Here is a 19,745-nt window from a genome sequence, read left to right as displayed (position 1 = left end):
ATGCAGACCCCGATCCTCGCTCTCGACAATGTCACCAAGACCTTCGGCAACGGGCCAGGCGCCGTTCGCGCTGCCCGATCGATTTCGTTTTCGCTGCATGCCGGTCGCGCCCTTGCGCTTGTCGGCGAATCCGGCAGCGGCAAGACCACCTGTGCCCGCATGGCGATGCGCGAATATCTGCCGACGGAAGGCAAGATCCTGTTCAAGGGTCAACCGGTCGAAGGCAGCAATGCCGCCGAAGCGGCCCACTACCGCCGTGCGGTGCAGATGATCTTCCAGGATCCGTTCGCCTCGCTCAATCCGGCCCACACCATCGCCTATCATCTGAAGCGGCCGCTGCTGCTGCATCGCCCTGACATCAAGCGGTCGGAGATCGACGCGACGGTGCGGGCGCTGCTGCAGCAGGTGAAGCTCGATCCCGACCTTGTCGCGCCGAAATACCCGCACGAACTCTCCGGCGGCCAGCGCCAGCGCGTCAACATCGCCCGCGCGCTTGCCGCCAAGCCGGAGGTGATCGTCGCCGACGAGCCGACATCGATGCTCGACGTCTCCGTTCGCCTCGGGGTGCTCAATCTCTTGAGCGAAATGAAGCAGCAGATGAAGCTCGGGCTGCTCTACATCACCCACGACATCGCCACGGCGCGCTATGTCGCCGAGGATATTGCCGTGATGTATTCCGGCCAGATCGTCGAATGGGGCAATGTCGGCAAGGTGATCGACAATCCCGCCCATCCCTATACGAAGCTCCTGCTTTCCGCAGTTCCCGACCCGGATATCCGCTTCGACGACCCGAGCGTGCGGCTGCGGCCGGAGGATGTGGAGGAGATCCGGCGCAAATCGGCGATGACGCAGGACAGTATCGTCGAGGTCGACAGCGATCACTTCGTTCGCGCCGCCTGAGCCGGCAGCGACGGCCGGCGGTCAGCCTCTGGCTAGGCCATCTTCGCAAAGTGCCGAAACAGCACGCGCCCCGCATTCGAACGGGGCATTCTCCATAGCACGGGCGCAAACCCTGAGAATGCATGTCTGCCGACAGCCTTACTCAATTCTCCCTCATTCCGGCCTTGTGCCGGAATCCAGCGAGCTGACGTCCGTCAGATCAAAATACCCTCCCACCCAGGGACTTGGGTGGGCTAGATTCCTGTGACAAGCACAGGAAAGAAGGTGGTTGTGACGAGCGCTGAGCCTTCCCGACTACCAACCCGGGCATTATCGGCAGCCCAAAACAAAAACGCCCCGCTCGAAAGTGGGGCGTTTTGTTTTGGCGACCGTCGCCGATCGCCTATCCTTGGAGGCAGAGCCGTTTGTGGCGTGCCGCTAGGGCACGCCACAAACCATGCTCAGGCCGCCTTCATCTGGCTTTCGACATCGGTCGGAACCGTGGAGATCGTCTTCAGGATCTGCGCAGCGATCTGGTAGGGGTCACCCTTGGAGTTCGGGCGTCGGTCTTCAAGATAGCCCTTGTAGTCGTTGTTGACGAAGCTGTGCGGAACGCGGATCGAGGCACCGCGGTCAGCAACGCCGTAGCTGAACTGGTGAATCGAGGCGGTTTCGTGCTTGCCGGTCAGGCGCATGTGGTTGTCAGGACCGTATACGGCGATGTGGTCGGCGCGGGCTTCGGCGAAGGCCGCCATCAGGTTTTCGAAGTATTCCTTGCCGCCGACTTCGCGCATGTAGGTGGTCGAGAAGTTGGCATGCATGCCCGAACCGTTCCAGTCGGTGTCGCCGAGCGGCTTGCAGTGGTATTCGACGTCGATGCCGTATTTTTCGGTCAGGCGCTGCAGGAGGTAGCGGGCAAGCCAGATTTCATCGGCGGCCTTGCGCGAGCCCTTGCCGAAGACCTGGAATTCCCACTGGCCCTTGGCGACTTCGGCGTTGATGCCTTCATGGTTGATGCCGGCTGCCAGGCAGATGTCCAGATGCTCTTCGACGATCTTGCGGGCGATGTCGCCGACATTGCCGAAGCCAACGCCACAGTAGTAAGGGCCCTGCGGCGCGGGGAAGCCAGCTTCCGGGAACCCGAGCGGGCGACCGTTCTGATAGAAGAAATACTCCTGCTCGAAGCCGAACCAGGCGCCGTCGTCATCGGCAATCGAAGCGCGGGTGTTGGACGCATGCGGCGTCTTGGCATCGGGCATCATGACTTCGCAGAGAACGAGCACGCCGTTCTTGCGCTCCGGGTCCGGATAGACCGCAACCGGCTTCAACACGCAGTCGGAGCTGCTGCCTTCGGCCTGCATCGTCGAGGAACCGTCGAAGCCCCAGAGCGGAAGCTGTTCAAGCTGCGGAAAAGCGTCGAATTCCTTGACCAGGGTCTTGCCGCGCAGGTTGGGGGTCGGCTTGTAACCGTCGAGCCAGATGTATTCGAGCTTAAACTTTGTCATTTCTTTCTCTCACGTGACGCCAGGAATGGCTTGGTTCCGAAGCGGTTGGGCAATCCAGATCGGCTGCCCGACGACCGTTAGATATAAGAAAGCATTAATCGTGCCAGTTCGCTTTTCCTGGCCAAAACACGAAAAAATCAACGCCCGCGGCATCCGCTGTCCAGTGCAAGCGGTAGCGCAAGACTAAGGATGAAGCGGACTGCACAGAAAATAGGCACCATCAGCCGCGCTTTGAGGCACGGCCATGCAATCCGCTGCCAAAGAAGGCGTCGGGCGGCAAGGCGGCCGCCGCGTCGTCGCCGCCCGGTCAACAAGGGCGATCACAAAGGCTGCTCGAAAAACATGCAGGCAGTCACCAGCCAGAAACGACACTGCCAGACGCGTGACTACCGGGAAATCATCGCCAGTACGCGATAGAGCCGCTCATCGGTCGATTGGGCGACGTTGAAGCGCAGAAATCCCGAAGCCGCGCCGGAATGGCTGAAGGCATTGCCGGGCGCCAGAACGATATCATGCGCCAGCGCCTTCTGCGCCAGTTCCGACGCATCGAGCCCCTCCGGCAGTCGGCACCAGAGGAACATGCCCGCCCGCGGCTCGATCCAGGGTGTAATCCCGACGGCAGCAAGCCGCGCGGTCGTTTCGGTCATCGTTCGGGTCAGGCGCAGCCGCAGCGCCTCCATATGTTTTCGGTAGCTGCCGTCGCGAAGCAGGGTCAACACCAACTCGGCGGCGAGGTTCGGGCCGCCGAATGTGGTGGCGATCTTGAGGTCGATCAGCCCCTCGATCCAACTCCTGGGGGCGGCGATGTAGCCGCAGCGCATCGATGCAGACAACGTCTTGGAAAAGCTGCCGATCTGCACGACACGGTCGAGACCGTCGAAGGCGGCCAACCGCGGCGCCGGCTCATGCTCGAAATCGGCAAAGATATCGTCCTCGACGATGGTCAAGCCCGCCTGCTCGGCCAGCCGCAGCAGGCGATGCGCAACCACGGGAGACAGCGTCGCGCCGGTCGGATTGTGCACGGCGGAGTTGGTGATGTAGAGGCGGGGGCGATGGGCTTCCAGCACCTCGGCGAACCGATCGAGATCGGGACCGACGGGCGTGTAGGGCACGCTGACGACATTGACGCGGTGCGCCCGCAACAGCGCCTGGAAATTGAAGTAGCAGGGATCGTCGACCATGACGGTGTCGCCTGGTTCGAGCAGGAACCGGCAAAGCAGATCAATCGCCTGGGTGCCGGACTCAGTCAGGATGATCTGATCGGGCGATGCCTCGACGCCATGTTCGCCAAGGCGCCGCGCCAGCAACTGCCGCAAGGGCCGCAGGCCGAGCGGCGTGCCGTATTCCGTCAGGCTCGCCGTCTCCGCGCGTGCGATCGAGCGCAGCGCCCGCCTGAGTGCTGCCTCCGGCATCCACGACGCCGGCAGCCAGCCGCAGCCGGGTTTCAGCACCTCGGCATCGGTTTCAAGGGCTTGTCGCGAAACCCAGAGGGGGTCGACCGCGCGGTCGAGCCGCGGGCCGACCTCGGTCAGCGACAACGGCGCCAGCGGCGCAGACACGAAAAAGCCGGAACCGGGCCGCGAGCGGATGGCGCCCTCGGCGGCAAGACGCTCATAGGCTTCCACAACCGTCGACTTGGAAACCCGCATGGTCGTCGCGAATGCCCGAATGGAAGGAAGCTTGGCACCCGGCGTCAACGATCGCCCGGCAATGCGTTGCCGGATCGTGCCCATGACGCCCTCAATCAGGGTCTCACTACCGGTCTCCGTCTGCTGGAATGCCATCTGTATCGGACCTTGATGCATGACAGTTTGGCGCAACTGTACCGCATTGTCTCTGGAAGAACCACTGTCTCCGACCGATACATGTAGAAAAGGAGACGACAATGGACAGGACGACTACCGGCTGGTTAAACGGCTTCCTCGGAGTATTGATTTTCAGCGGCTCGCTGCCGGCCACACGCGCTGCCGTCATGGACTTCGATCCAGTATTCCTGACCGTCGCCCGCGCGGCGATCGCCGGTGCGCTGGCGCTCTGCCTGCTCCTCGTCTTTCGCCAACCCAAGCCGACGCGCACCGATCTCGTGTCGCTGGCAATCGTCGCCTTCGGCGTCGTTCTTGGCTTCCCGCTCCTGACCGCACTGGCGCTTGAGCATGTGACATCGGCCCACTCGATCGTCTTTGTCGGCCTGCTGCCTTTGGCGACCGCCGTCTTCGGGGTGCTTCGCGGCGGCGAACGGCCGCATCCGGCCTTCTGGCTGTTTTCCTGCGTCGGCAGCGCGCTGGTTGCCGGTTTTGCGCTGACGCAGGGTTTTTCCGCCTCGCCGATTGGCGATCTCCTTATGCTCGCCGCCATCATCGTCTGCGGCCTTGGCTATGCCGAGGGTGCTGCCCTTTCGCGCAAGCTCGGTGGCTGGCAGGTCATCTGCTGGGCTCTGGTGCTGTCGCTGCCCGTCATGATCGGCATCGGTCTTTTCACCAACGCACCAGCCGTCGAGATGGTGAACGGTGGCGCCTGGGCTGGCCTTGCCTATGTCTCCGTCTTCAGCATGCTGATCGGCTTCGTCTTCTGGTATCGCGGACTGGCGCTCGGCGGCGTCGCCGGCGTCGGACAGTTGCAACTGCTGCAGCCGTTCTTCGGCCTGGCGCTGGCAGCAGCGCTGCTGCATGAGCCGGTGAGTGGAGCGATGCTGGCGGTCACCGGCGCGATCGTGCTTTGCGTCGCCGGCGCCAAGAAATTCGCGAAGTAGAAGGCCAGCTTTCGGCCCATCGTCAGAGATGGTCGAGCTTCAGCCGCTTGCTCAACAGGTCGATGAACGTCCGGACCTTGGCCGTGGGCGCCCTGCCCTCGCGCCACAGGATATGAAGCGGCACAGGGGCCGGCTCGAATTCCTCAAGCACCACCTCGACCCTGCCGTCGGCAATCAGATGCTCGATTTGCCAGAGCGGGGAATACCCGAGACCGAGCCCTTCGCCGACGGCGGCATAAATTGCCGCCATGGCGTTCACCCGCAAAGGGCCGCCAACCTTTATCCCACGCGACTTGCCGTCGATCGTCAGCATCCAGGTGCCCTGCCGATCATCGCCCAGGCGCGTGACGCAGTCGTGGTGCTTCAGGTCCTGTGGGTGCTTGGGCCGACCGCGTGCGGCAAGATAGGAAGGTGCACCGAAGACGACGCGGCGCAGACCGCCCAGCCGCTTCCCCGTCAGGCTCGAGTCGGCCAGATCGCCAATGCGCACCACCATGTCGAGCCCACCGCCCACGAGATCGACGAACGCGTCGGAAAGGTCGAGTTCGACTTCGACTTCCTTGTATTGCCGCATGTATTCGGCAACGATCGGCATCAGGAAGCGCGGAGCAAACAGCGCCGGAGCCCCGATGCGCAGCACGCCTGAAGGCTCCAGTCGGCGCCGCGCCGCCTCCAATCGGGCTTCGCGGATTTCATCGATGGCGGGCTTCACCCGTCGATAGAAGATCTCGCCCGCCTCGCTCGGCGAGGAGCGCCGGGTCGTTCGGTGAACGAGTTCCACCCCAACATCGTCTTCAAGGGCTGCAAGCGAACGGCTGACGGTCTGCAGCGGCCGCGAAAGGCGATTGGCAGCCGCCGTCAAGCTCCCGAGCTCGACCACGGCGACGAACACTTCCAGATCCTCGATACGGCCCATTCAATTCTCCCATTTTTCGGGAGTATTAATCACATTTCCGGCCAATTGTCTGTATTTCCGCCGCGGAATACCCTGTCTTCACATTGCATGAGACGAACGTCAGGAAGGCGAATTCGCATGGCACCGACAACGACAAGAACCGCGGGAAACAGGATACTCGTCGTCGGTGCGACCGGCCGGTTTGCCGGCCTCGTCGTGCCCGAGTTGGTGGGCCGCGGAGCTATTGTTCGCGCCCTAGTCAGGGACCAGTCCAACACCGGCTTGGCGCAGTCACTTGGCGCCGCGGAAATTGCGGTCGGCGACCTCAGGGATCGCCAAAGCCTCGACGTTGCGCTGCAGGGTATCGACGGTGTTTTTCATCTCGGACCGGCCTTTGCGCCCGATGAAACGGCGATGGGCGTTGCGATGGTCGAGGCGTCGGTTCGCGCGGGTGTGCGCAAGTTCGTCTTCTCCTCGGTCATCCAGCCAACCAACACACGACTGAAGAACCATGCAGCCAAGATCCCGGTCGAGGATGCGCTCTATTCGTCCACGCTCGAATACACCATTCTGCACCCGGCCAACTTCATGCAGAACCTCCGCTCGGCGTGGCCGGCGATCGTCGAACACGGCGTCTTTTCAGAACCCTTTCCGAAGACCACGCGCCTGGCGCGCGTCGACTATCGCGACGTTGCCGAGGTGGCGGCGATCGCTTTGACTGAGGATCGCCTCGCTTACGCCACCCTCGAATTGTGCGCCGATGGCCGCCACAACAGGGAGGAAATCGCCGCGATGATGGCAAGCGCGTCGGGTCGCCCTATCGAGGCGGGCGAGATCAGCTTCCACGATTGGGCCGCACCGGCCCGGACCAAATACACCGAACAGCAACTCGGCTTGCTCGCAAAGGTCCATGAGCACTACGCAGCCGTTGGCCTTGGTGGCAACAGCCTGTCGTTGAGAGCGGCACTCGGGCGGGAACCGCGAAGCCTGCGGGCCTTTATCGAAGAGCTCGCGACCGCTGCCACTGCTCGCCCACACCTCCAAGCCTGACACTTCCAAACCGGAGCATCACCGCCATGCCAAAGAAACTTCCCGCTCGCTACAACGCCATCGCCATGCCTCTGGTGCTGTCGGTCCTGATGTCCTGCCTTGTCTCGGCAGTTTCCACAGTCGCCAGCGTCGGAGCCAGCGCCGACCTCTTCGCCCTATGGATGAAAGCCTGGGGCATCTCGTGGCTCGCGGCGTTTCCGAGCCTGCTGCTCGTATTGCCGCTGGTGCGCATGATCGTTGGCGCGCTGGTGCAAGCACCGCAAACCCGGCGTTGAACCGTTAAGCCGGCGGTGACTGAAAGGCCGTTGCGGGGCGATCACTGCCGCGGAACGATCGAGGTCGGCGAGTGTCTCGGCGGTAACACGGCCGTCGTCGCGCGCCGGCACACGCCATGGCATCCGTGAGACCGTCGGCATCAATTGAGAACGGGACTGTTCGCCGGCGCTGCGATCGCAGCGAGCCGATAAGCCCGCTGCACGCCCACCCTCACGCGCCCCAGGTCGTTTCCAGCACCCGGATCCAGTTGCCGTGGCAGATTTTCGCCAGCGCGGCCTCGTCGTAACCGCGCTTGCGCAAGAGGTCGACGAGCAATTGCAGGTCGGCCGCGTCGCGCATCGACGCAGGGATCGTCGTGCCGTCGAAATCAGAGCCGAGCGCGACGTGGTCGAGGCCGATGCGGTTGGCGATATAGTCGATGTGATCGGCCAGAAGGTCGAGACTGGTGTCCGGGTGCCTGATGCCGTCGGAGCGCAGGAACAGGACGCCGAAATTGATGCCGGCCAGCCCGCCGGTGTCCTTGATCGCGTCGAGCTGGCGATCCGTGACGTTGCGGCTGTGCGGGCAGAGCGCATGCACGTTGGAATGGGAAGCGACCAGCGGCCCGTTGGAAAGTGCCGCGATATCCCAAAAACCCTGCTCATTCATATGCGACAGGTCGACCATGATCCTGAGCTCGTTACAAGCACGGATCAGGTCCTTGCCGCTTTCCGTCAGCCCCGGACCGATATCGGGCGATGACGGGAAACGGAACGGCACGCCATAGGCAAAGATGTTCGGCCGGCTCCAGACGGGTCCGAGCGTGCGCAGGCCGGCAGCATGCAGCACGTAGAGCGCGTCGAGATCGGCGGCGAACGCTTCGACACCTTCGATATGGAGCACCGACGCGAACACACCGTCTGCGATCGCCTGGCGGATATCGGCTGCCGAGCGGCAGATCTTCAGCTTGTCTTTGGCCCGCCGCTCAAGGCGCATCAGCAGGCTCGCCATGCCGAGTGTACTCTTCAGCGCGTCCTGTTGATCCGGCGTCGCGAAATCGCCGTTGGTGTCCTTCTGCATGCTGGGCGAGGCGACATAGACGGCGCAAAGGCCACCGGCGAGCCCGCCCTCTTTGGCCTTCGCGAGATCGATATGGCCGGAGCTGCCGCCATCGATGAAACGGGCTTGAGCGTCTGGCTGCTGCGAGTGCCACAAACGCGACAGCACATCGTTATGTCCATCGAAGACCGAGATTTTCGCCTGTGTTGCCAATTGGGGATCGCCTTTCAACCTGTTTTCCGGCCACGCCGGCCGGTTGCGCGCGACTCATCGCATCGTCGTGCGCGACCATAATCTTCCGCCAGCCCTAGGGGAAAGCCGTCCACCGACGCAAATGCAAACCGTGCATAGGCCTTGCCGAAATCGGAATTGGTCGCGCCCAGCCATGTTGTGCTTAATCCGCCCCCTACAAGGGAACACGGCCGGCATTGAGGTTATCTGCAAAAGCCTCACGGCGGCCGTTCGCATGACGATAAGTCCGAGAAGGGGATATTTCCGATGATTTCCAGACGCAACCTGTTGATCGGCGGTGCTGCCGTGCCGTTTCTGTCCTATGTCAGCCTGGTGCCGGCCTTCGCCGAAACCCCGAAAGACATCCTGGTTGTCGCCCAGCAGCTCGACAACATGACGAGCCTCGACCCGCACGAGAGCTTCGAGGCGGTCGGCAGCGAAATCTGCGGCAATATCTACCAGAAGCTGGTTCACCCCAATCTCGACGACGCCAACAAGGTCGACCCGACGCTGGCCGAATCCTGGGAAGCGGACGCCGACAGCAAGGTGTTCACCTTCAAGCTTCGCGCCGGCGCCACCTTTGCGAGCGGCGCGCCGGTCACGGCCGAAGATGCGGCCTTCTCGCTGCAGCGCGCCATCAAGATGAACAAGGGCCCTGCCTTCATCATCGCCCAGTTCGGCTTCACGCCTGAAAACGTCGAAGAGCGCATCGTCGCCGTCGACGGCTCGACGCTTCGCCTCACGCTCGAACAGCCGGCCTCGCTCGCCTTCCTGCTCTACTGCCTCTCGGCCAATGTCGGCAGCATCCTGGAGAAGAAGGTCGCGCTCGAAAACGAAGTCGACGGCGACCTTGGCAATGCCTGGCTGCAGAAGAACACCGCCGGTTCGGGCGAATTCGCGCTGCAATCCTGGAAGCCGAGCGAGAGCGTCGCGCTGACGGTCAATCCGAACGGCCCCTACAAGGGCAACATCAAGCGCATCATCCTGCGCCATGTCGCCGACCCCTCCTCGCAGCTCCTGATGCTGCAGAAGGGCGATGCCGATATCGCCCGCAACCTCAGCTCCGAGCAGCTGCGCACGCTGCAGGGCGACGAGAACTACACGCTGGTCCGCAAGGGTGTGGCCTCGCTGGTGCTGATCTCGCTCAACCAGAAGCAGGCGAACCTGGCAAAGCCGCAGGTCTGGCAGGCAGTCAAGCACGCGCTCGACTACAAGGGCATGCAGGAAAACATCGTTCCGCTGACCCACAAGATTCACCAGAGCTTCCTGCCGGAGGGCTATCCCGGTGTCGTCAACGACACGCCGTTTGTGAAGGACGTGGCCAAGGCCAAGGCACTAATGGCCGAGGCAGGCCTCGAGGCCGGCTTCGACATCGTCATGGATCACTATTCGGCGCAGCCCTATCCGGATCTGGCGCAGGCGATCCAGGCAAACCTCGCCGAAATCGGCATCCGCGTGCAGCTGCAGGCGGCCGAAAACCGCCAGGTTCTGACCAAGATGCGCGCTCGCGAACACCAGATGGCGCTTTCGGCCTGGGGCTCGGACTACTTCGACCCGCATGCCAACGCCGACGTGTTCTGCATCAACCACGACAATTCCGATGACGCGAAGTCGCGTCCGTTCCTGTGGCGCTCGTCCTGGCAGGATGAGGAAATGGCAACAAAGGCCGAAGCGGCACGCGACGAGAAGGACCCGGCAAGGCGCATCGCGCTCTACGAGGAACTGCAGCGCGCCCACATGGAGCACAGCCCCTTCATCTTCATGCTGCAGACGACGACCACGGCCGCCTGCCGCAAGTCGGTTGCCGGCATCCGGCTCGGTACGCTCTCTGACGCCCACTCCTATGCAGAGGCGTCCAAGGCTTGAACAAGCGTATCAAAAGCTTTTCCACCACGTTGAGCAGCGTCTTCCTAACGCTGCTCGGCCTGACGATCGTCACCTTCATGATCGGGCGCGTCATGCCGGTCGACCCGGTGATTGCCGCGGTCGGCGACAACGCGTCCGAGGCAGTGATCGCCCAGGCCCGCATCGAAATGGGCCTCGACCAGCCGCTGATCGTACAGTTTTTCCGCTATCTCTGGCAGCTGCTGCACGGCGATCTCGGCATGTCGATCCTGACGCGCAACCCGGTCTCCACGGATATAGCCCGGTTCTTCCCGGCAACGCTGGAGCTGGCAACGGCAGCACTGCTTCTGTCGGCGGCGATCGGCATTCCGCTCGGCGTCTGGGCCGCTGTCCGCCAGGGCAAGTTCGTCGACCAGGCGATCCGCGTCGTCTGCCTTGCCGGCCACTCCGTTCCGGTGTTCATGCTGTCGCTGATTTCGCTTTTGATCTTCTACGCCACACTTGGCCTGGCACCGGGACCCGGCCGTCAGGACGTCATCTTCGATGGCATGATCGATCCGGTCACCGGCCTTCTGACGATCGACACGCTCGTTGCCGGCGACTGGGATGCCTTCCGTGACGCCGTGGCGCACATGGCGCAGCCTGTCTGCATCCTTGCCTATTTCAGCATGGCCTATATCACCCGCATGACCCGGGCCTTCATGGTCGACGCCTTGAAGGGCGAGTTCGTGATCACCGCACGGGCCAAGGGACTTTCGGCCTCCACCGTCATCTGGAGCCACGCGTTCCCGACGGTCGCGGTGCAGCTGGTGACGGTGCTGGCGCTTACCTATGCCGGGCTTCTCGAGGGCGCCGTCGTCACCGAAACGGTGTTCAGCTGGCCGGGCCTCGGACAATATCTGACGGTGTCGTTGATGAACGCCGACATGAACCCCGTGGTCGGAGCGACCCTTCTGATCGGCCTCATCTATGTCGGGCTCAACCTTATCGCCGACCTTCTCTATCGTGTACTGGATCCCCGCGTCCGATGATGCTTACGACCTTCAGAAACTGGGCGCTGGATGAAACGCCCGCCTCCCGCACCCAGGCCTCCTGGGGCCATCGCTATCGAATCTGGCTGAAGCTCAGGTCCAACCCGCTGGCGATGATCGGGCTTGCGATCATCCTCTTCTTTTCGCTGCTTGCCTTGTTTGCTCCGGTGCTGGCGCCGCACGATCCGGCGATCCAGAACCTGGCCAACCGGCTCGCCGCACCGAGTGCCGCCCATTGGCTCGGCACCGACGAGCTTGGCCGTGACATCTTCTCGCGCATCCTTTTCGGCGGTCGCGTGACGCTCGGCATGGTCGTCTCCGTGGTCGTCCTCGTCGCGCCGATCGGCCTTGCCGTCGGCTGCATCGCCGGCTATTTCGGCGGCGTCGTCGATACGGTGCTGATGCGCGCCACCGACGTTTTCCTCGCCTTCCCGCGCCTCATTCTGGCGCTGGCCTTCGTCGCGGCGCTGAAGCCCGGCGTCGAAAGCGCCGTTCTCGCCATCGCGCTCACAGCCTGGCCGCCATATGCGCGCCTCGCCCGTGCCGAAACCATGACGGTACGCCGCAGCGACTTCATCGCCGCCTGCCGGCTGACCGGCGCTTCGCCATGGCGCATCATCATGCGTCATGCCGCACCGCTTTGCGTGCCGAGCCTGATCGTGCGCATTACCCTCGACATGAGTTCGATCATCATCACCGCGGCCAGCCTCGGCTTCCTTGGCATGGGCGCGCAGCCGCCGTCGCCGGAATGGGGCGCAATGATCGCCACCGCCAAGCGCTTCATCTTCGATCAGTGGTGGGTTGCAACCGTGCCCGGCATCGCGATCTTCCTGGTGTCGCTCGCGTTCAACTTCCTCGGTGACGGGTTGCGCGATGTGCTCGATCCGAAGGGAGACTGAGCTATGCTGGTTGATATCCAGAACCTTCGCATCGCCTTCGAGAACCGCTCCTCCCGCTTCGAGGCCGTGCGCGGCGTCTCGCTTTCGCTCGGCGCGGAGAAACTCGGCATCGTCGGCGAGAGTGGCTCCGGCAAGAGCCTGACGGCTCGGGCGCTGATGAAGCTCTTGCCATCCAATGCCGCCATATCAGCCGATCGGCTCTCGTTCGACGGCATCGATGTGCTCGCCGCCTCGGAAAAGCAGATGCGCCAGATCCGCGGCAAGCGGGCGGGCTTCATTCTCCAGGATCCGAAATATTCGCTGAACCCGGTGATGAACATCGGCCGGCAGGTGTCTGAAGCCTGGCGCGCCCACAAGGGCGGCAGCAAGAAGCAGGCGCTCGAGGCTGCGATCCACCTTCTCGACCAGGTGAAGATCCGCAATCCGCGCGAGGTCGCCGCCTCCTACCCGCACGAAGTCTCGGGCGGCATGGGCCAGCGGGTGATGATCGCGATGATGCTGGCGCCCGATCCGGAACTGCTGATCGCCGATGAACCGACGAGTGCGCTCGACGCGACCGTGCAGGCGGAAATCCTGCGGCTGATCGAGGAACTTGTGTCCGAGCGCAACATGGGCCTCATTCTGATCAGCCACGACCTGCCGCTCGTCTCCCATTTCTGCGACCGCGTCGCCGTCATGTATTCCGGACGGGTCATGGAAGAATTGAAAGCCTCGGAACTGCTGAACGCGCGCCATCCCTATACCAAGGGGCTCCTCAACTGCATGCCCTCCCTTACGCATCCCAGGGACCGGCTGCCTGTTCTCAACCGCGATGCTTCGTGGCTCACCGCATGATCGACGTTGAAAATCTCCGCATTAGGTTCGGCGACCGCGAGGTCGTCAAAGGTGTCTCGTTTTCGGTGAAGAAAGGCGACAGCTTCGGTATCGTCGGCGAAAGCGGCTCGGGCAAGTCCACCATCCTCAGGGCGATGGCCGGGCTCAACGAAAGCTGGGAAGGCCGCATCGCCTTCGGCGGCGAGCCGGCCGCACTGAAGCGTCCGCCGGGCTTTTTCCGCCGGGTGCAGATGGTGTTCCAGGACCCTTACGGCTCTCTGCACCCACGCCAGACGATTGACCGCATTCTCAGCGAATTGCCGCTGGTGCACGGCATGGACAACATCGACAAGCGCATCGTTCAGGCCTTGTCCGACGTCGCCTTGCCACAGGCGGCCCGCTTCCGCTTCCCACATCAGCTTTCCGGTGGCCAGCGCCAGCGCGTGGCGATTGCGCGCGCACTGATTGCCGATCCGCAGGTGCTGCTGCTCGACGAACCGACGAGCGCGCTTGACGTCTCGGTGCAGGCGGAAATCCTCAATCTCCTGTCCGACCTTCGCGAAGCGCGCGGCCTCACCTACATTCTCGTCAGCCACAACCTCGCCGTCATCGCCCATCTCTGCGGTCAGGTCGGGGTGATGTTGAATGGCGAAATGGTGGAACAACTGAGCGCAGAGGATCTGCGGGCAGGCAAGACAAGCCACGCCCACACGACGGAACTGCGCACGCTGAGTGTCGGGCTGGAAGAACCGGCCTGACCTCGGCCTTGTCGTGACAACAAGCACAATGGAAGACCCCATGCAGGCACATCTCGATTGGCACGCAGCATCCACCGCCGCCCAGGCATTTGCCGAGCAGTGGGCGCAGAACGAGCCCGGCGGCGCGATCGTCGGCTTCGACGAGAGCGGCATCCGCTTTTCGCACACACGCGGCGTCGAGAGCCTGTCGACGCTCACGCCGTTTTCGCCAGAAAGCGTCGTGCGCTACGCCTCCGTCACCAAGCACTTCTTCTGTGCCATGGTTCTTCAACATGAGGACATCATCAAGCTCGACGATCCGCTCGGCCAGCATCTGCCGGAACTCGCCTCGCCGCTTGCCGACGTGACGGTCGGCCAGGCGCTCGACATGAGCGGCGGTCTGCCGGACACGCGCGAATGCCTGTCGCTGCTTGGCCTCTCCGTCTACACCGAGACCGAGGCTGCTCCACTTCTGGCGTTCTTGGCACGGTTGCGGCGGCTGAATTTCGATGCCGGCAGCGAAGTTTCCTATTCCAACACCGGCTATCGCCTCGTCGAGGCGGCGCTGGAGCACCGCGGCTTCAACTTCGACGACTTCATCCAGAGCGATGTTGCCGGACCGCTCGGGGTCACGTTCAAGGCGCCAGACGTCTGGAACGATCCGGTGGCGGGCCTGGTGCCGGGCTACTGGCACAACGGCAAGCGCTGGCAGCTTTCCGCCGCCGGCCTGCATATCTCGGCCTCCGGCAGCCTGACGGGGAGCGCCAATGCGCTGACGGCCTGGCTGCAGGCATTGATGCGTGGCCAGGGCCATTTCGAAGGTGTGCTGGAGAAGCTGCAGGCCACACGCATCCTCGCTGATGGCCGAGCCAGCGGCTACAGCCTCGGCCTGCGCCAGTCGATGCTCGGCGAGCGCAGCTTCATCGGCCATGGCGGTTCGCATCCGGGCTACAAGACCTATTTCCTCATCGACCCGGAAAGCCGCTCGGGCTTTGTCGTCGTCTCCAACCGCGAGGACACCAACGGCAACAAGATCGCGCTCGAAAGCATGGCAGCGCTAACGGGCCTGCCGCTGCCGACGCCGGCAACCGGCATTCCCGACGGCCTCTATGTGACCGAACAGGGTCCCTGGTGGCTGGAGATCAAGGGCAGCGTCTGCACCTATCTCGATGCCGACGATACGCTCTATGACGACGGTGACGGCTGGGTTTCGTCGCGCTCGGCCTCCTCGCCGATGCGGTTGCGGCTGGAGGGATCGGCACTCGTCGGCGAGGCCGGTCATGCGGCGCGACGCTTCCTGCCGGTCGCCGACAAGCCATCGGTTGAGGTATCTCTTGCCGGAACGTGGCGGTCGGCGGAAGGCGCCGAGTTCGAGGTCCGTGACGATGCGGTGGTGATGGGCGTAGGCCCGGTGCGGCACACGATGCCACTCACTGCACTCGGCAACGGCCGCTATCTGTTCACACTCCACGACGGACCCTGGACGAAGCGCGTCTGCCTGCATGTCCTTGACGACAACAGGGTGGAGCTGGTGCTCAACCGCGCGCGGATGATGGAATACCACCGTCAGGGCTGATTTTTCTTGAAGCATGCCCAACTGTGCCTAAAAGGGGTCATGCTCCCGCTGCAAGGCGGGAAGTGACGTCTTTTCAGGAGTGCATGCTGTGGAAATCAAGTGGCTCGAAGACTTTCTGGCACTGGCGAGCACGCTCAATTTTTCAAAGGCAGCCGACGAGCGGAACGTAACCCAGTCCGCCTTCAGCCGCCGGATCAAGCAGCTCGAGGCCTGGGTCGGCGCCAGCCTCGTCGACCGCGCCACCTACCCTTCGCGATTGACCGAGGCGGGCCAAAAATTCGTGCCGGTGGCGCAGGAGACACTGCAGCATCTCTACCAGTCGCGGCGCAACCTGCAGAAGGAAGAAGGCTCGGACGCCAAGACGATCAAGGTGACCGCGCTCCACACGCTCTCCTTCACCTTCTTTCCCGACTGGATGAACCGGATCAACAAAAAGGCCGGCTCGGTCTTCTCGCGGCTGCGCCCGGATTCCGGCAGCATGGAAGAGAACCTCAACTCGCTGGTCGACGGGTCCTGCGATTTCCTTTTGACCTATGCCCATACGCAGGTGCCCCTGCTCCTCGACCCGCAGGCATTCGAACACCGCTCGCTCGGCCACGAGAAGATCATTCCCGTTTCAGCCCCCAACGACACCGGAGCGGCCGCACACCTCTTGGAGGGCGGCACGAAGCCTTTCCCCCACATCAGCTACGAGAAATCGTCGTTCTTCGGGCAATTGCTGGGTGAACTTGTTGGCGCCGACCTGCCGCCGTTTCAGCGGGTGCATGAGGGCAGCATGTCCGTCGGCCTCAAGGCGATGGCGCAGGCCGGTTGGGGCATCGCCTGGGTGCCGGAAAGCCTGATGGTGGCCGAGCTTGCCTCCGGCGCGCTGGTGCGCGCCGCCGATCCGCGCTGGGATATCAGCGTCGAAATCCGGCTTTACCGCGCCAAGGACAACCGACGCCCGGTCGTCGGGCGGATCTGGCAATCGCAGGAGACGGTTGCGACCTAAGGGAAGAGATGAAGCGGCTCCCGTCAGGATGCGCTTCATACCCTCGACCGTTCAAAGCCATCCGCAGACGGCTAGATTGCCGTCCGACGGGCATTCTCCAGGTAGAGCTCACGCAAACGCTTGACCATCGGTCCGGGCTTGCCGTCGCCGACCGGTTTGCCGTCGATGCGCGTTACCGGAACGACGAAGTTGGACGCGCTCGTCAGGCAGGCCTCGCGGGCTGAAAGCGCCTCCTCCAGCGAAAACGGCCGCTCCTCGACCGTCAGCCCTTGCTCGCGCGCCAGCTCCAATGCGGCAAGCCGGGTGCAGCCAGGCAGTGTGGCATTGCTGTTGCCGCGCGTCACGATCCGGCCGTCGTCGGTGACGATATAGGCAGTCGAAGATGCGCCTTCCGTGACAAAGCCGTCCTCGATCATCCAGGCTTCGTCGCAGCCTTCGGCCTTGGCGATGCGCTTGGCCATCACCTGCGGTAAGAGACACACGCTCTTGATATCGCGTCGCGCCCAGCGCTGGTCGGCGACCGACTTGACGGAAACCCCCTTGTCGACGGCAGCCACATGTTCCAGCGTCTTGACCTGGGTAAAGAGCAGCAGCGTCGGCTTGATGTCGCCTGAAAACAGGAAATTGCGATCCTCGGCACCCCGCGTCAGCTGCAGATAGACGACGCCCTCGGTGAGGTTGTTGTCGCGCACCAGCCGCCGCTCGATCTCGACGATCTCGGCAACGGACACCGGAAGCGGCACATCGATCTCGCGGGCGGAGCGTTCGAGCCGTGCCATGTGCAGCGCACTGTCGATCAGCTTGCCTTCCAGCACGGCGGTCACTTCGTAGATGCCGTCGCCGAACAGGAAGCCGCGGTCGAAGACCGAAAGATGGGCCGCGTTCTCGGAAACGAACTCGCCGTTCAGGTAAACGATACGGCCGGTCGGGTTGGACATGGGAACTCCGTCTGAGGGAAGAGAATTAGGCCTTGAGGGCTGCAAGCCGATCAAGCGAGATCGCCTCGACCGAACTTGCCTTGCCGGTAGCGGCGTTGAAGCCGCTCGTGGATTGCGCCGTGACCAGCGAATTGAGGATCGCCTCTTCGGCGGCCTCGATCGTCGCTTCGAACAGCGGTGAGATCAGGTCGTTCGGCAGATCGGGATATCCGGAGATCGCGGCGCGTCGCTCGCGCGTGCGCCGGACGGATTCTGCGGTCGAGAATGCCAGCGAATAGTCTCCGGACCCGTTGCTGAGGGCGGCACCCGTGCGGGACAGCCCCCCAAAGGCGCGCTCAGCCAGGCGTTTCAGATTGCGTGCCGACAGCGGCGCGTCGGTTGCAACGACGATGACAATCGAGCCGTCACGATCATGTCCCGACGGCGCGTCGTAAGGCTGGCCGCAGACCAGCAGTCTGCCGCCATAATTGGACTGCACCAGTACACCGACAGTGAAGATCTCGCCCGCCACCTTGACGCGACGCGAGCTGGTGCCGATCCCACCCTTGAGACCGAAGGCGACCGTGCCGGTGCCGGCGCCGACGGCGCCCTCCTCGACCGGGCCGGGTTCAGCCGCAGCAAGCGCCAGGCCGATCTCATCGACCGTTGGGCGTCCGGCGCGGATATCGTTCAATCGGCTGTCATTCGTCTCGCCGACGACGGCATTGAGTGACACGACCTTTTCGTTGCCCGGCTGGGCCAGTGTCCAGCGGTTGATCGCCTCGATCGCCCGGCCGGTCGCGAGCGTATTGGTCAAAACGATTGGTGTTTCAAGTTCGCCCAGCTCTGCGATCTGGGTGGAGCCGACAAACTTGCCGAAGCCGTTGAGGACCGCGAGCGCGGCCGGCACCTTGTCCTGAAACAGATTACCGGGGTGGGGAAGGATGGCGGTGGCGCCCGTGCGGATCCTGTCACCCTCGACGATCGTTGCGTGACCAACGGCGACGCCGGCAACGTCGGTGATCGCGTTCAGCCCACCGGTCTCGTAGACGCCAGGACGAAATCCGAGATCGCGAAGTCTTTGACGCGTTTTTGCCGCCATGTGGCCGTTTCCCCATTTTGCCAGAGGGCGATCGGTTGCACACGACCGTCGCCTTGATTGGCTGGAAGCTACTCCGCCCCGCGAGAAAACGGCATCGCAAAAATGGAATAGTTCTATGAGAAGTCCGCAAGACGACTGAGCATCTCGCGCAATGGAACGCGGGCCGCCTCAGTTCGGCGGCAGTTTGCGGCTCTTCCAGCTTGCCTCCGGCACGACGCCACCGATCGCGTAGCTGAAGGAAACGACCTCGACCGTCTCGAGGTTGACCTTGCACTTGAAGTTGACGTCGTACCAGGTGCCCTTGCTGCGGTAGGCGCCGCCGCTCGCGTCGATCTGTTCCTTGCCGATGAACCCGCCCGAAGGCCCGAACGGCACGAGCATGTCAGGAAAATCCCTTGGCCGCTGATTGCGGATCTGCTCCAGCGCCTCGATGCTGCAAAGCTGGAGGATGCGCTTCTTCACCGGCAGCTGCCCCATTGCCTGCTTGACGCGTGGGTCGGCGATCGATTTTGCCGAGAAAAGCTCCTTCGCCTCGACAAACCTGTCGGCGGGCAGCTTCGCCTTGGCCTCGGCCTTGCCTTCGGTTGCGTCACCCTTCTCCTTGTCGTCCGACGGCTTGCGCACCGGCACCGGATCAGCCTTTGGCACCGCCTTTTCGGCCTCCGTCTTGGCCGCCGGCTTGCTTTCGGCAGCGCTCTTGTCACCGTTGGTGGAGCTTGAAAGAACAGCAAGCTGCTGCTGTTGCGGATCTTTCACCTCCGGCTGCTTCTGCGCCTTGGCCTCCTCTTTCGCAGCCTTCAGCGTCGCAGTCGCATCAGCGGCGGCCGCTTTCTTCGGCTCGTTTACCGCGCCCTTCTTCTCAGCCTTGGCGGTGGGTGGAAGCTCAGCGACCTTGGCCTCCTGCTTGATCTTGGCGGCGGCCGACTCGAAAGCCTGTGGCTGCTGACGGGCAGGTGCTGGCTGGGGCTTCGGCTGTTCCTTCTTCGGCTCTACCTTCTTCGGCTGCGCCTGCTCTCTGGGCTTTTCTTGCTGCTTTGGCTGCGGCGGCGGCACGATTTCGACGTTGATGCTCTGCTCGCCCTCAGGCTTGGGCGTTTCCTGCGGCAAACGAAACAGCACGAGCACGATCACGAGCAGATGCAGGCCCACCGAGACCGGCGTGCCCCATCGTATCTTCTCCCACCATTTTTCGGAAAACAGCTGCATCGCCT

18 protein-coding genes are annotated in these 19,745 nt (G+C 63.2%); 11 read left to right on the top strand and 7 right to left on the bottom strand.

The features are described 5' to 3' along the window. On the top strand, positions 1-900 hold the full coding sequence (locus AC1Q80_RS22410) for an ABC transporter ATP-binding protein (RefSeq protein WP_492361942.1): 900 nt from the start codon (positions 1-3) through the stop codon (positions 898-900). Positions 901-1,340: 440 nt separating this feature from the next. Here AC1Q80_RS22410 and AC1Q80_RS22405 read toward each other — a convergent pair whose 3' ends face one another. Both AC1Q80_RS22405 and AC1Q80_RS22400 read right to left on the bottom strand, forming a co-directional pair. After that, positions 1,341-2,384, bottom strand: coding sequence for a glutamine synthetase beta-grasp domain-containing protein (locus tag AC1Q80_RS22405; protein ID WP_173423221.1), 1,044 nt, complete (start codon positions 2,382-2,384; stop codon positions 1,341-1,343). A 386-nt stretch (positions 2,385-2,770) separates the two neighbouring features. Beyond that, entirely contained in the window at positions 2,771-4,168 is a 1,398-nt protein-coding gene (locus tag AC1Q80_RS22400; protein WP_492361892.1) for an aminotransferase-like domain-containing protein, read from the bottom strand. Between the two features lie 101 nt (positions 4,169-4,269). Here AC1Q80_RS22400 and AC1Q80_RS22395 point away from each other — a divergent pair, with 101 nt between their 5' ends. Further along, positions 4,270-5,133, top strand: a complete 864-nt coding sequence (locus AC1Q80_RS22395) for a DMT family transporter (protein ID WP_492361891.1) — start codon at positions 4,270-4,272, stop codon at positions 5,131-5,133. Between the two features lie 22 nt (positions 5,134-5,155). Here the strand turns inward: AC1Q80_RS22395 and AC1Q80_RS22390 are convergent, their stop codons facing one another. Next, complete coding sequence (locus AC1Q80_RS22390; protein WP_492361890.1) at positions 5,156-6,049, bottom strand: LysR family transcriptional regulator; 894 nt, start codon at positions 6,047-6,049, stop codon at positions 5,156-5,158. 117 nt (positions 6,050-6,166) lie between these two features. On the opposite strand from AC1Q80_RS22390, the gene AC1Q80_RS22385 reads away from it, so the two are divergent. Then, entirely contained in the window at positions 6,167-7,078 is a 912-nt protein-coding gene (locus tag AC1Q80_RS22385; RefSeq protein WP_492361889.1) for an NmrA/HSCARG family protein, read from the top strand. Positions 7,079-7,104: 26 nt separating this feature from the next. Further along, positions 7,105-7,353: a DUF2798 domain-containing protein gene (locus AC1Q80_RS22380; protein ID WP_492361888.1), complete on the top strand. Its 249-nt coding sequence runs from the start codon at positions 7,105-7,107 to the stop codon at positions 7,351-7,353. A 211-nt stretch (positions 7,354-7,564) separates the two neighbouring features. On the opposite strand, the gene AC1Q80_RS22375 is transcribed toward AC1Q80_RS22380, so the two are convergent. Beyond that, complete coding sequence (locus AC1Q80_RS22375) at positions 7,565-8,605, bottom strand: dipeptidase (protein ID WP_173423446.1); 1,041 nt, start codon at positions 8,603-8,605, stop codon at positions 7,565-7,567. A gap of 285 nt (positions 8,606-8,890) precedes the next feature. Between AC1Q80_RS22375 and AC1Q80_RS22370 the strand changes: the two genes are divergently transcribed. The 7 genes from AC1Q80_RS22370 (at position 8,891) to AC1Q80_RS22340 (ending at position 16,515) form a co-directional block, all read left to right on the top strand. After that, positions 8,891-10,489, top strand: a complete 1,599-nt coding sequence (locus AC1Q80_RS22370; protein WP_173423227.1) for an ABC transporter substrate-binding protein — start codon at positions 8,891-8,893, stop codon at positions 10,487-10,489. Beyond that, entirely contained in the window at positions 10,486-11,499 is a 1,014-nt protein-coding gene (locus AC1Q80_RS22365; protein WP_173423228.1) for an ABC transporter permease, read from the top strand. The genes AC1Q80_RS22370 and AC1Q80_RS22365 overlap by 4 nt, the downstream gene beginning before the upstream one ends. After that, entirely contained in the window at positions 11,496-12,398 is a 903-nt protein-coding gene (gene nikC / locus AC1Q80_RS22360) for a nickel transporter permease (RefSeq protein WP_492361887.1), read from the top strand. The genes AC1Q80_RS22365 and nikC overlap by 4 nt, the downstream gene beginning before the upstream one ends. Before the next feature lie 3 nt (positions 12,399-12,401). Continuing rightward, on the top strand, positions 12,402-13,232 hold the full coding sequence (locus AC1Q80_RS22355) for an ABC transporter ATP-binding protein (RefSeq protein ID WP_492361886.1): 831 nt from the start codon (positions 12,402-12,404) through the stop codon (positions 13,230-13,232). After that, positions 13,229-13,969 (top strand): ABC transporter ATP-binding protein, encoded by a 741-nt coding sequence (locus AC1Q80_RS22350; protein WP_077502524.1) that lies wholly within the window; start codon positions 13,229-13,231, stop codon positions 13,967-13,969. The genes AC1Q80_RS22355 and AC1Q80_RS22350 overlap by 4 nt, the downstream gene beginning before the upstream one ends. 40 nt (positions 13,970-14,009) lie before the next feature. Continuing rightward, on the top strand, positions 14,010-15,524 hold the full coding sequence (locus tag AC1Q80_RS22345) for a serine hydrolase domain-containing protein (protein WP_492361885.1): 1,515 nt from the start codon (positions 14,010-14,012) through the stop codon (positions 15,522-15,524). 88 nt (positions 15,525-15,612) lie between these two features. Beyond that, positions 15,613-16,515, top strand: coding sequence for a LysR family transcriptional regulator (locus AC1Q80_RS22340; RefSeq protein WP_492361884.1), 903 nt, complete (start codon positions 15,613-15,615; stop codon positions 16,513-16,515). Positions 16,516-16,586: 71 nt separating this feature from the next. Here AC1Q80_RS22340 and AC1Q80_RS22335 read toward each other — a convergent pair whose 3' ends face one another. The 3 genes from AC1Q80_RS22335 to AC1Q80_RS22325 form a co-directional block, all read right to left on the bottom strand. Continuing rightward, positions 16,587-17,453 carry a D-amino-acid transaminase gene (locus AC1Q80_RS22335; RefSeq protein ID WP_209790134.1) on the bottom strand — a complete coding sequence of 289 codons (867 nt, stop codon included), beginning with the start codon at positions 17,451-17,453 and terminating at the stop codon, positions 16,587-16,589. A gap of 25 nt (positions 17,454-17,478) precedes the next feature. Further along, complete coding sequence (locus tag AC1Q80_RS22330; RefSeq protein WP_492361883.1) at positions 17,479-18,534, bottom strand: P1 family peptidase; 1,056 nt, start codon at positions 18,532-18,534, stop codon at positions 17,479-17,481. A gap of 168 nt (positions 18,535-18,702) precedes the next feature. Further along, a complete protein-coding gene (locus AC1Q80_RS22325; RefSeq protein WP_492361882.1) occupies positions 18,703-19,740 on the bottom strand; it encodes a DUF930 domain-containing protein in 1,038 nt (345 codons plus the stop codon). Positions 19,741-19,745 lie beyond the last annotated feature (5 nt).

It is taken from the genome of Ensifer sp. GW823-FHT05D09, assembly GCF_058795755.1.
The sequence above is the reverse complement of the archived record's forward strand: the minus strand, read 5'-3'. Positions and strand labels throughout refer to the sequence as shown.

What these genes read in the sequence shown, in the direction of transcription:
- AC1Q80_RS22410 (WP_492361942.1), top strand. Translation starts at nt 1, where the DNA reads ATGCAGACCCCGATCCTCGCTCTCGACAATGTCACCAAGACCTTCGGC.
- AC1Q80_RS22405 (WP_173423221.1), bottom strand. Translation starts at nt 2,384, where the DNA reads ATGACAAAGTTTAAGCTCGAATACATCTGGCTCGACGGTTACAAGCCG.
- AC1Q80_RS22400 (WP_492361892.1), bottom strand. Translation starts at nt 4,168, where the DNA reads ATGGCATTCCAGCAGACGGAGACCGGTAGTGAGACCCTGATTGAGGGC.
- AC1Q80_RS22395 (WP_492361891.1), top strand. Translation starts at nt 4,270, where the DNA reads ATGGACAGGACGACTACCGGCTGGTTAAACGGCTTCCTCGGAGTATTG.
- AC1Q80_RS22390 (WP_492361890.1), bottom strand. Translation starts at nt 6,049, where the DNA reads ATGGGCCGTATCGAGGATCTGGAAGTGTTCGTCGCCGTGGTCGAGCTC.
- AC1Q80_RS22385 (WP_492361889.1), top strand. Translation starts at nt 6,167, where the DNA reads ATGGCACCGACAACGACAAGAACCGCGGGAAACAGGATACTCGTCGTC.
- AC1Q80_RS22380 (WP_492361888.1), top strand. Translation starts at nt 7,105, where the DNA reads ATGCCAAAGAAACTTCCCGCTCGCTACAACGCCATCGCCATGCCTCTG.
- AC1Q80_RS22370 (WP_173423227.1), top strand. Translation starts at nt 8,891, where the DNA reads ATGATTTCCAGACGCAACCTGTTGATCGGCGGTGCTGCCGTGCCGTTT.
- nikC (WP_492361887.1), top strand. Translation starts at nt 11,496, where the DNA reads ATGATGCTTACGACCTTCAGAAACTGGGCGCTGGATGAAACGCCCGCC.
- AC1Q80_RS22355 (WP_492361886.1), top strand. Translation starts at nt 12,402, where the DNA reads ATGCTGGTTGATATCCAGAACCTTCGCATCGCCTTCGAGAACCGCTCC.
- AC1Q80_RS22350 (WP_077502524.1), top strand. Translation starts at nt 13,229, where the DNA reads ATGATCGACGTTGAAAATCTCCGCATTAGGTTCGGCGACCGCGAGGTC.
- AC1Q80_RS22345 (WP_492361885.1), top strand. Translation starts at nt 14,010, where the DNA reads ATGCAGGCACATCTCGATTGGCACGCAGCATCCACCGCCGCCCAGGCA.
- AC1Q80_RS22335 (WP_209790134.1), bottom strand. Translation starts at nt 17,453, where the DNA reads ATGTCCAACCCGACCGGCCGTATCGTTTACCTGAACGGCGAGTTCGTT.
- AC1Q80_RS22330 (WP_492361883.1), bottom strand. Translation starts at nt 18,534, where the DNA reads ATGGCGGCAAAAACGCGTCAAAGACTTCGCGATCTCGGATTTCGTCCT.
- AC1Q80_RS22325 (WP_492361882.1), bottom strand. Translation starts at nt 19,740, where the DNA reads ATGCAGCTGTTTTCCGAAAAATGGTGGGAGAAGATACGATGGGGCACG.